Genomic DNA, 10,302 nt, shown 5'->3' on the forward strand with positions numbered 1-10,302 from the left:
GGTGACCGTGGCCTTGTGGCCGCCGGTCATGGTGGCCGCCCAGGCGGGCGGTACGGGGACGGCGGGGCCGCGGCCGTTCGGGCTGGGCGGGGCCTGGCCGGCCGGCTCCGCGAAGGGGTGTTCGCCGGTGCGGCCGACGGCGATGCGGCGCCGCAGGTCGTGGGCGTCGGCCGGGCGCTCCTCCGGGGTCTTGGCGAGCAGGTCCAGGACGACCCGGTCGAAGAACCCGGGGAGTTCGGCGCGGCGGGAGCGCAGCGGCTCGGGCGTGGTGTCGCGGTGGCCGACGAGGATGCCCCAGGAGTCCTCCATGTCGAAGGGCGGGGCGCCGGTCGCGATCTCGTAGAGCACGCAGCCCAGCGAGTAGAGGTCGCTGCGGTGGTCCACCTGGCCGCCGCTGATCTGCTCCGGGGACATGTAGTGCGGGGTGCCCATGGCGACGCCGACCCCGGTGAGCCGGGAGGTGACCGGGATGCCGTGGCCGGGGCGGGCGATGCCGAAGTCGCAGATCTTCACCGTGCCGTCGGAGAGCCGCATGATGTTGGCGGGCTTGAGGTCGCGGTGGACGATGCCCTGCTGGTGCGTGTAGCCGAGGGCGTCGGCGACCTGTTCGGCGATGTCCACGATGTCGTCCACGGGCAGCGGGTTCTGCTCGTTGTCCTCCAGGAGCTGGCTGAGGTTGCGGCCGTCCAGCAGCTCCATCACGAGGTAGAGCACGCCCTCGTACTCGCCGAAGTCGTGGACGACGGTGACGCCGCGGTGCTGGAGGGCGGCGGCGACCCGCGCCTCGCGGCGGAAGCGTTCGCGGACGATGCGGGTGTGGTCCTCGTCGTGCCGGCCGCTCATCGGCTTGAGGCATTTGACGGCGACCTGGCGGCCCAGCGCTTCGTCCCGGGCGCGCCACACCTCGCCCATGCCGCCCCGCCCGATCAGGTCGAGCAGCCGGTACCGGCTCTGGATCAGCCTGGTCTCCGCCATCCCTGTTGCCGCCCCCGTCGTTCCGCCCGCCGTCGCCGCGCGCTCCCCGGCGCGTCCAGTATGGCTGCCTGCCTCATCAGTGTGTACGGGGTGGGGCGGCTGCCGGGCCCGAGACGCGCCATCGCGCCCATGATGTGACCGGGCGGGAGCCGCCACCGCAGCCGGGCGGGCACGGCGCGCAGGAGGGCGCCGGTCGCGCGCAGCCTCCGGTCCACCGCGGCGGGCGGCGGCGCGGCCCTGCCGTACAGCGCGTGGGCGAACGGGGGCAGGGATTGGTGGGCGAGGGTCGCCACGTGCCGCCAGAGCACGGCGCGGGCCGGGACGAGGAGGGGGTGGACGGGCGGCCGGTGCAGGAAGCGGGCGACGTCCAGCGCTTCCGGGGTGCGGGCGAGGGCGGGCCGTACCCGGTCGAAGTAGGCGGCCAGTTCGGCGGTCGTCGCGGGGACGTCGCCGGGGTCGAGGCCGACCAGGCGGGCGCTGTGCCGGTGCTCGTCGATGTACCGGTCGGCCTGCCGGGCGGTGAGCGGGTAGCCGGAGCGGAGGAGGACCTGGAGGTAGGAGTCCGCCTCGGCGCAGTGCACCCACAGCAGCAGTTCGGGCTCGTCCACGCCGTACGTGCGGCCGGTCGCCGGGTCGGTGACCTTGAGGTGGCGGTGGATCCTGCGGACCCGCGCGCCGGCCTTCTCGGCGGCTTCGGTGGTGCCGTACGTGACGGTGCCGACGAAGCCCGCGGTGCGCATGAGCCGGCCCCAGGCGTCGTCCCGGAAGTCGGAGTTCTGGGTGACGCCGCGCACCGCGAGCGGGTGGAGCGCCTGGAGGTAGAGGGCGCGCACCCCGGCGATCCACATCATCGGGTCGGCGTGCAGCTGCCAGGTGACGGACGCGGGTCCGAAGAGTCCGGGGTCGGCTTCCGTCATGGGGGGTTCCCTCCCGCTCGGTGGCGTCCGGTCCGTACCGGGGCGGTGCTCAGCGTTTGACGGCGCGCAGCACCACGAACTTGGGGTCGCCCGCGACCGTGGCGCAGTTGCCGAAGACGCGGCGCAGGGTGGTGTGGTGGCCCAGGTGCCGATTGGCGACGACCCACAGCTCGCCGCCCCGGCGCAGGGCCCGCCGCGCGCCGTGGAACATCGTCCGGGCGGTGGCGTCGGTGGTGGCCTGGTGCGAGTGGAACGGCGGGTTGTTGAGGACGAGGTCCACGCTGTCGGGCTCGGCGCCGGCCAGCGCGTCCCCGACGACGAAGGACGCGCGGGCACCGGGGCCGGTGTTGGCGCGGAAGGTCTCCTCGGCGGAGGCGACGGCCTGGTGGGACTCGTCGACGAAGGTGAGGGTGGCGTCCGGGTTGGCGAGGGCGGCGGCGAGGCCGAGGACGCCGTTGCCGCAGCCGAGGTCCACGACCCGGTCGGGGCCGGTGCGGTCCGGCAGGTGCTTGAGGAAGAAGCGGGTGCCGATGTCGAGCCGGTCGGCGCAGAAGATCCCGGCGTGGTTCGTGACCGTGCGCCCGGCGGCGGCTCCGGCGTCCGGGGGCAGTTCGTAGCGCAGGGGCCAGGGGCTGGGGGTGCGCGGCAGGGCCGGGTCCGGGGTGCAGTGGATGAGCCGGGCCTTGCGCAGGGCGAGGGAGGTGCGGGTGGGGCCGATGATCCGCTCGAACAGCGCGAGGGTCGAGGTGTGGATCTCCTTGACCATGCCGGTGCCGATGACGACGGTGCCGGCGTGCACGGCGGGCGCGAGCCGGTGCAGCTGGTCCTCCAGGAACGCCAGGCTCTTGGGTACGCGCACGAGCAGGACGCCGACGCGGTCCGGCGGGGTGTCGCGCGGGGAGAGCAGGCGCACCGCGTCGGCGGGCAGGCCGTTGCGCTCCAGGTTCGCGGCGGTCGCCCGCTGCCCGAGGTAGGAGTCGCTGATCTGGACCGGGCGGTGGCTGGCGAGGGCGGTGCTCAGGGCGCCCCAGCGGTCCCCGACCACGACGACGTCGCCCGCCGGCCCGTCCGGGAGGGCGCCCTCGGGGCTCTCCAGGTGCTGGAGCAGATAGGCGTCGGACGCGTCCCAGGCTCGGAACGGGTCGCGGGGGTCCTCGGGGAAGCGGGCGAGGTCGTAACCGCCCGCCGACGTCGTCAAACGGTTCATTGTGCGTTCAGGCTAACCGAGCCGGCCCGGCGCCCGTGCTGCCGTGGGGCGCGGCGGCCGCGGCCGCCGCGCCCTGCCGCCGGCTACGGCAGTCGCTTGTCGAGGGCCGCCCGGCCCTCCCTGGCCAGGGTGCGCTCCGCCCATTCCAGGTTGGCCGGGGTGAGGTCCTTCCCCGAGGCGAGCACCAGGTCCTCCGCGGAGGGTTCGTCGGTGGCCCCGGTGTGCAAGAGGTCGTCCGGGGTCACCCCTCGGATGTTGGATACGGAATCGGACTCGTCGCTCATGCCGCCTCCTTTTCCTTGCCGTCATTCTCGCCCGCCGCCGGAGCCGCCGCATCCGAGGCGGGGCGGGGCCCGCCGGGAGGCCCCCGCCCCCTCACTTGACCTGCACATGATAGATACGCGGTGTTCACACATCGTGACGGTCCGCATGGGACGCTCCCGCGTACACATAGCGGACACCGTGCACCGCGGAACCGTTTCCCCACCCCCGACGGCGCCGCGGTGCGTGCATTTCCCGGAGAGGACACCCCACATGTCCCGTCGTCACCTTCCCGCGCGCAGCGCCCTGCCCGTCGCGCTCGCCGTCCTCGCGGCGCTCACCGGCACGGCCGCCGCCGCGCCCGCCCCGGCACCGGCCCCCGCCACCGCCGCCTCCCCCTCCTCCTCGCTCTCCGCGCTCGACGACACGTACTACGAGGGCGCCACCGGCAAGACCGGGTCCGCGCTCAAGAGCGCCCTGCACACGATCATCAAGGACCAGAGCAGGCTCACGTACAGCCAGGTCTGGAACGCCCTGAAGGACACCGACGAGGACCCGTCCGACTCCTCCCACGTCATCCTGCTGTACACCGGGCGCTCGGAGCCCAAGAGCGACAACGGCGGCAACGTCGGCCAGTGGAACCGGGAGCACGTCTGGGCCAAGTCCCACGGCGACTTCGGCACCGCCACCGGCCCCGGCACCGACATCCACCACCTGCGCCCGGCCGACGTCCAGGTCAACTCCACGCGCGGCAACAAGGACTTCGACAACGGCGGCAGCCAGCTGAGCAACGCGCCGGGCAACTACACCGACGGCGACTCCTTCGAACCGCGCGACGCCGTCAAGGGCGACGTGGCCCGCATGATCCTCTACATGGCGGTGCGCTACGAGGGCGACGACGCCTTCCCCGACCTGGAACCCAACGACAGGGTGTCGAACGGGTCCGCGCCGTACATGGGGCGGCTCTCCGTACTGAAGCAGTGGAACGAGCAGGACCCGCCGGACACCTTCGAGAAGCGCCGCAACGACGTCATATACGAGCGGTACCAGCACAACCGGAACCCGTTCGTGGACCACCCGGAGTGGGTGGAGGCCATCTGGTGACGGCCTCCCGCTGAGCGGCGTACGGGCCGCCGGCCGTCAGCCCCGCTGCGCCTGCGCGACCCGGGGGAAGGACTTGACGCCGGCGGCCTTCCTGCTGTTCGCGTGCTCGCTGACCGTCTGCCCGGGCGGTACGTCGGAGAAGCCGAGCACCACGGAGTCCAGCACCTTGTCCGAGGCGTCGACGAACTCGACGCGCACCGCGAAGAACGCCGCCTCGCCGCCCTTGTTCGTCACCCGCACCAGGGCGCTGCGGAACTGCTCCCCGGCCCGGACGGCGACGCCGCTGACGGAGACGTCGCCGGCCGCGTCGCCCTTGCCCTTCACCCCTTTGAGCGTCGCCTCGGCCTTCTGCCGGTTGCGCTCCGCCTCGGCGGAGACCGAGGCGGCGAACTCCTCCTGGCTGCGCCCGCTCGGACTGGCGCTCGGGCTCGCCTCCGCTTCGGCGGACAACGTGCGGGTGGACCGGGCGGTGCCCGGTGACGAGGTGTCGGAGTCGCCGCAGGCAGCGGCGCCCGCGGCGAGCAGCGCGGTGAGCGCGACGGGGGTCAGGCCGCGGGTCACGCGACCTCGGAGGGGACGCCGCACGGGGCCGGTCCGGTTCACAAACGCTCCGTCCACTGAGGCGGGCGCCGGGAAGCAGGGCTCCTCGCACCCGGAATGACCAACTCGCCCATCTTATGATCGAAAGGTATGAATTGACTCGTTGGAATCACCCGCTGCGTACGCGGTGCGCAATTCCCCAGGGAGGGAACCCATGGACACGGACGCCCTGACCGCCGGCCTGCTGCAGGAGCTGCGCGCGACCAGGCCCTATCCGGCCCTGTCCCTGACCATGCCGACCCACCGGCGTGCCCCGGACAACGCCCAGGACCCCGTACGGCTGCGCAACCTGCTGTCCGAGGCCCACAACCGGCTGGAGGCCGACCCGGCCGTCTCCCGCGAGACGTGCGCCGCGATCAAGCAGCAGCTCGAACGCGCCGTCGGCGAACTCGACCAGCGCCGGGCCCTGGACGCGCTGGTGCTGCTGGCGACCGCCGACGAGTACCGGATCTGGCGACTGCCGCGTACCGCACCCGAACGGGTGGTGCTGAGCGACAGCTATCTCACCCGCAACCTGGTCGCCGCGAAGGCGCAGGCCCGGCCCTTCTGGGCGCTGACCGTGGCCGCCGACCACGCCGCCCTGTTCAGCGGCACGGCCGAGTCCGTGCAGGAGGCCCACGTCGGGGGCTTCCCGCTGACCGCCCCGCGCGAGGAGTTCAACCCGCAGCGCATGGAGCGGACCGGCGACACCCCGAGCAACTTCGCCAACGAGGACACCAAGCTCTTCCTGCGCACGGTCGACGAGAAGCTGCGCGCGGTCCTGGCCACCGACCCGCGCCCGCTGTACCTGGTCGGCATCGCCCCCGCGCTCGCCCTCTTCGACGAGGCGGGCCAGTGCGCGAAGGACGCGGTGGGCCGGGTCACCAAGGGCGCGCCGTCCGACAACGCTCCCCGCGACCTGCTCACCGAGCTGCGCCCCGCCCTGGAGGCCCGGCGCGCCCACTTCGCGACGGAGATCGACGCCAGGCTCGACGCGGCGCGCGGCCGCAAGGCGTTCGCCGGGGGCCTCGACGAGGTGTGGGCCGCGGTGCGCGAGGGGCGCGCCGGGCTGGTCGCGGTGGAGGAGCACTTCCAGCAGACGGTCCGGGTGGACCAGGAGCACTTGCGGCCCGTCACCGACGAGGTGGTGGACCCGGCCGACCCCACCGTCCGCGAGGACATCGTGGACGAGCTGGTGGAGGCGGCGCTGGACAGCGGCGCCGAGGTCTGCTTCGTCGCCGACGACTCCCTCAGGGGACACGGGCGGATCGCGGCGGAACTGCGGTTCTGAAGCGGCGCGCGCGGACCCACGGCCGGGGCCCGGACGGAACTCTCCGTCCGGGCCCCGGCCGTGTCCGTGCGCTCAGCCCTCCCAGGACCAGCCGGCGACCTCGGGCAGGTCGGTGCCGTGCTCGCGGACCCAGGCGTGGTGGCGGGTGCGGGTGTCCGCCATCTGCTGACGCACCGCCACCGCGCGGACGCCGAGGCCGGGGACGCGGTCGATGACGTCCATGACCAGCCGGTAGCGGTCGAGGTCGTTGCGGACGACCATGTCGAAGGGCGTGGTGGTGGTGCCCTCCTCCTTGTAGCCGCGCACGTGCAGCTCGCCGTGGCCGGCCCGGCGGTAGGCCAGCCGGTGGATCAGCCAGGGGTAGCCGTGGTACGCGAAGACGACCGGCCTCCCCCGGGTGAACAGCGCGTCGTACTCGGAGTCCGGCATCCCGTGCGGATGCTCGGAGTGCGGCATGAGCCGGGCGATGTCGACCACGTTGACCACCCGTACGGCCAGCTCCGGCAGGTGGCGCCGCAGCAGCTGGGCGGCCGCCAGCGTCTCCAGCGTGGGTACGTCGCCGGCGCAGGCGAGCACGGCGTCGGGCTCGCGTCCGCCGTCCTCGGTGCCCGCCCACTCCCAGACGCCGGCGCCGCGCGCGCAGTGCACCCGTGCCTCGTCCAGGGTGAGCCAGTCGAAACCCGGCTGCTTCCCGGCGACGATGACGTTGACGTAGTCCCGGCTGCGCAGCGCGTGGTCGGCCGCGGAGAGCAGGGTGTTGGCGTCGGGCGGCAGATAGACGCGGACGACCTCGGGGCTCTTGTTGAGGATGTGGTCGACGAACCCGGGGTCCTGGTGCGAGAAGCCGTTGTGGTCCTGGCGCCAGACGTGCGAGGTGAGCAGGTAGTTGAGGGAGGCGATGGGCCGGCGCCAGGCGAGCCGGCGCGAGGTGCGCAGCCACTTGATGTGCTGGTTGACCATCGAGTCCACGATGTGCGCGAACGCCTCGTAGCAGGAGAACAGCCCGTGCCGGCCGGTCAGCAGGTAGCCCTCCAGCCAGCCCTGGCACAGGTGCTCGGACAGCACCTCCATGACCCGGCCGTCGCGCGAGAGGTGCTCGTCGGTCGGCAGGGTGCGGGCCTGCCAGGCCTTGCCGCTGGCCGCGTAGACCGCGTCGAGCCGGTTGGAGGCGGTCTCGTCGGGGCCGACGAGGCGGAAGTCCCTGCGGTCGGCGGTGGCCGCCATGACGGCTTCGAGGAGGCCGCCCAGGACGCGGGTGGGCTCGTGCGCGGTGGCGCCGGGCCGCTCGACCGGGACGGCGAAACCGTCCAGGTCCGGGATGGGCAGGTCGCGCAGGAACAGCCCGCCGTTGGCGTACGGGGAGGCGCCCAGGCGCAGGTCGCCCTCGGGCACGCAGGCCAGCACCTGCGCGGTGGGGCGGCCGTCGGCGTCGAAGAGTTCACCGGGCCGGTAGGAGCGCAGCCACTCCTCCAGGCGGCGCAGGTGGTCGGGGTTGTCGCGGACACCGGCCAGCGGGACCTGATGGGCGCGCCAGGTGCCTTCGACGGGCACCCCGTCCACGTCGGCGGGCCCGGTCCAGCCCTTGGGGGTGCGCAGGACGATCATCGGCCAGCGCGGCCGGCCGGTGTCGCCGCCGGACCGGGCGGCGGCCTGGATCTCCTCGACGCGGTCCACCGCCCGGTCCATCGCGAGGGCCATGGCCCGGTGCACGGCGCGCGGTTCGTCGCCCTCCACGTAGAGCGGGTCGTGGCCGTAGCCGCGCAGCAGGGCGTCGAGTTCGGTGTGCGGCAGGCGGGCGAGCACGGTGGGGTTGGCGATCTTGTAGCCGTTGAGGTGGAGGACCGGCAGGACGGCTCCGTCGTGGACGGGGTCGAGGAACTTGTTGGCGTGCCAGGACCCGGCGAGCGGTCCGGTCTCCGCCTCGCCGTCGCCGATGACGCAGGTGACCAGCAGCTCGGGGTGGTCGAGCGCGGCCCCGTAGGCGTGTCCGAGGGAGTAGCCGAGTTCGCCGCCCTCGTGGATGGAGCCCGGCGTCTCGGGGGCGACGTGGCTGGGGACGCCGCCGGGGAAGGAGAACTGCTTGAACAGCCGGCCCATGCCGTCGGCGTCCCGGCCGATGTCCGGGTACGTCTCGGAGTAGCTGCCCTCCAGCCAGGACCCGGCGAGGACGGCGGGCCCGCCGTGGCCGGGGCCCCAGACGCACAGGGCGCGGGTGCCGCGGGCGCGCACGAGGCGGTTGAGGTGGGTGTAGACGAGGTTGAGCCCCGGTGAGGTGCCCCAGTGTCCGAGCAGCCGGGGCTTGATGTGCTCGGGGGCGAGCGGCCGGGTCAGCAGCGGGTTGTCCATCAGGTAGATCTGCCCGGCGGCCAGGTAGTTGGCGGCCCGCCAGTGTGCGTCGAGGGCGTCGATCTCCTCGTCGCTCGGGCCGGCCGGCCGCGGTGGGGCGTCGCTCATGGTCGTGCCTCTCTGCGGGCGGTCAGCGGGGCTCGGAGCCGTACCAGACGGTGGTGGCGTTGCAGAACTCGCGGATGCCGTGTCCGGCGAGTTCGCGCCCGTAGCCGGAGCGCTTCACGCCGCCGAAGGGCAGGGCGGGGTGGGAGGCGGTCATGCCGTTGAAGAAGACGCCGCCGGCCTGCAGGTCGCGGACGCAGCGCTCGGCCTCGCCGGCGTCGCGGGTCCATACGTTGGAACTGAGCCCGAAGGAGGTGTCGTTGGCGACTTCGACGGCCTGGTCGAGGCTGTCCACGCGGTACAGGGAGGCGACCGGTCCGAAGGTCTCCTCGCGGTGGATGCGCATTTCGGGGGTGATGCCGGCGAGGACGGTGGGGGCGTAGAACCAGCCGTTCTCCAGTCCGCCGGCCAGGCCCTCGGGGCGGCCGCCGCCGCACAGGGCCTCGGCGCCCCGGCGCACGGCGTCGTCCACCAGTTCCTCGATGTCGGCGCGGCCCTGTTCGCTGGCGAGCGGCCCGACGTCGGTGGTCTCCTCCAGCGGGTCGCCGACGGTCAGTTCGCGCATGCCGACGGTGAAGCGCTCGGCGAACTCCTCGTACACCTCGGTGTGCACGATGAACCGCTTGGCGGCGATGCAGGACTGGCCGTTGTTCTGGGCGCGGGCGGTGACGGCGGTGCGGGCGGCCTTGGCGACGTCGGCGGAGGGCAGGACGAGGTAGGGGTCGCTGCCGCCGAGTTCGAGGACGGTGTGCTTGATCTCGTCGCCGGCGATCGCGGCGACGGAACGCCCGGCCGGTTCGCTGCCGGTCAGGGTCGCGGCGGCGACGCGGGGGTCGCGCAGGATGCCCTCGACGGCCTTGGAGCCCACCAGCAGGGTCTGGAAGCAGCCGGCCGGGAAGCCCGCGCGGCGGAAGAGGTCGCCGAGGTAGAGCGCGGTCTGCGGCACGTTGGAGGCGTGCTTCAGCAGGCCGGTGTTGCCCGCCATGAGGGCGGGGGCGGCGAAGCGCACGACCTGCCAGAGCGGGAAGTTCCACGGCATGACGGCGAGGATGGGGCCCAGCGGGCGGTAGCGGACGTACGCGCGTACCGCGCCGGAGTCCTCGACGTCGGCGGGCGCGGGGTGCTCGTCGGCGAGCAGTTCCTCGGCGCGGGCGGCGTACCAGCGCATCGCCTTGGCGCACTTGGCGGCCTCGGCGCGGGCGGCGGTGATCGGTTTGCCCATCTCCAGGGTCATGGTGCGGGCGATGTCCCGCTGGTCCTCGTCCAGCAGGTCGGCCGCCCGGCCCAGCAGCCGGGCCCGTTCGCCGAATGAGGTGGTGCGGTAGTCGCGGAAGGCGGCGTCGGCCGCGGCGATCCGCTGCTCGATCCCGTAGTCCCCCAGGGCGTCGAACGTCCTGAGCGTCTCGCCGTTCGCGGGGTTGACCGTCGCGATGGGCATGACTGTGGCCTCCTTGCCTCGGTACTTCGACCGTGCCGCGCGCGGGGGCCCGCCGGAACACCGGCTGCTCGCGGGCGAA

9 protein-coding genes are annotated in these 10,302 nt (G+C 73.5%); 2 read left to right on the top strand and 7 right to left on the bottom strand.

The features are described 5' to 3' along the window. The 4 genes from MHW47_RS26020 to MHW47_RS26035 form a co-directional block, all read right to left on the bottom strand. Window positions 1–975: serine/threonine-protein kinase (locus MHW47_RS26020; RefSeq protein WP_239226202.1), on the bottom strand; the 975-nt coding region annotated here is incomplete at its 3' end. Next, a complete protein-coding gene (locus tag MHW47_RS26025) occupies window positions 957–1,892 on the bottom strand; it encodes an oxygenase MpaB family protein (protein WP_239226203.1) in 936 nt (311 codons plus the stop codon). The genes MHW47_RS26020 and MHW47_RS26025, both read right to left, overlap by 19 nt. Window positions 1,893–1,941: 49 nt before the next feature. Next, complete coding sequence (locus MHW47_RS26030) at window positions 1,942–3,099, bottom strand: methyltransferase (RefSeq protein WP_239226204.1); 1,158 nt, start codon at window positions 3,097–3,099, stop codon at window positions 1,942–1,944. An 83-nt stretch (window positions 3,100–3,182) separates the two neighbouring features. Continuing rightward, a complete protein-coding gene (locus MHW47_RS26035; RefSeq protein WP_239226205.1) occupies window positions 3,183–3,383 on the bottom strand; it encodes a hypothetical protein in 201 nt (66 codons plus the stop codon). A gap of 250 nt (window positions 3,384–3,633) precedes the next feature. Here MHW47_RS26035 and MHW47_RS26040 point away from each other — a divergent pair, with 250 nt between their 5' ends. After that, window positions 3,634–4,464, top strand: coding sequence for an endonuclease I family protein (locus MHW47_RS26040; RefSeq protein ID WP_239226206.1), 831 nt, complete (start codon window positions 3,634–3,636; stop codon window positions 4,462–4,464). Between the two features lie 36 nt (window positions 4,465–4,500). Here the strand turns inward: MHW47_RS26040 and MHW47_RS26045 are convergent, their stop codons facing one another. Next, on the bottom strand, window positions 4,501–5,025 hold the full coding sequence (locus MHW47_RS26045) for a hypothetical protein (protein ID WP_239226207.1): 525 nt from the start codon (window positions 5,023–5,025) through the stop codon (window positions 4,501–4,503). Between the two features lie 193 nt (window positions 5,026–5,218). Between MHW47_RS26045 and MHW47_RS26050 the strand changes: the two genes are divergently transcribed. Beyond that, on the top strand, window positions 5,219–6,334 hold the full coding sequence (locus tag MHW47_RS26050) for a chemotaxis protein (protein WP_239226208.1): 1,116 nt from the start codon (window positions 5,219–5,221) through the stop codon (window positions 6,332–6,334). A 72-nt stretch (window positions 6,335–6,406) separates the two neighbouring features. Here MHW47_RS26050 and MHW47_RS26055 read toward each other — a convergent pair whose 3' ends face one another. Together MHW47_RS26055 and MHW47_RS26060 are read right to left on the bottom strand one after the other, a co-directional pair. After that, entirely contained in the window at window positions 6,407–8,788 is a 2,382-nt protein-coding gene (locus MHW47_RS26055; protein ID WP_239226209.1) for a phosphoketolase, read from the bottom strand. Between the two features lie 22 nt (window positions 8,789–8,810). After that, window positions 8,811–10,223, bottom strand: a complete 1,413-nt coding sequence (locus MHW47_RS26060; protein ID WP_239226210.1) for an NADP-dependent succinic semialdehyde dehydrogenase — start codon at window positions 10,221–10,223, stop codon at window positions 8,811–8,813. Window positions 10,224–10,302: the final 79 nt, after the last annotated feature.

Source organism: Streptomyces sp. OfavH-34-F (assembly GCF_022347745.1).
Lineage (GTDB): Bacteria > Actinomycetota > Actinomycetes > Streptomycetales > Streptomycetaceae > Streptomyces.

What these genes read in the sequence shown, in the direction of transcription:
- MHW47_RS26025 (WP_239226203.1), bottom strand. Translation starts at nt 1,892, where the DNA reads ATGACGGAAGCCGACCCCGGACTCTTCGGACCCGCGTCCGTCACCTGG.
- MHW47_RS26030 (WP_239226204.1), bottom strand. Translation starts at nt 3,099, where the DNA reads ATGAACCGTTTGACGACGTCGGCGGGCGGTTACGACCTCGCCCGCTTC.
- MHW47_RS26035 (WP_239226205.1), bottom strand. Translation starts at nt 3,383, where the DNA reads ATGAGCGACGAGTCCGATTCCGTATCCAACATCCGAGGGGTGACCCCG.
- MHW47_RS26040 (WP_239226206.1), top strand. Translation starts at nt 3,634, where the DNA reads ATGTCCCGTCGTCACCTTCCCGCGCGCAGCGCCCTGCCCGTCGCGCTC.
- MHW47_RS26050 (WP_239226208.1), top strand. Translation starts at nt 5,219, where the DNA reads ATGGACACGGACGCCCTGACCGCCGGCCTGCTGCAGGAGCTGCGCGCG.
- MHW47_RS26055 (WP_239226209.1), bottom strand. Translation starts at nt 8,788, where the DNA reads ATGAGCGACGCCCCACCGCGGCCGGCCGGCCCGAGCGACGAGGAGATC.
- MHW47_RS26060 (WP_239226210.1), bottom strand. Translation starts at nt 10,223, where the DNA reads ATGCCCATCGCGACGGTCAACCCCGCGAACGGCGAGACGCTCAGGACG.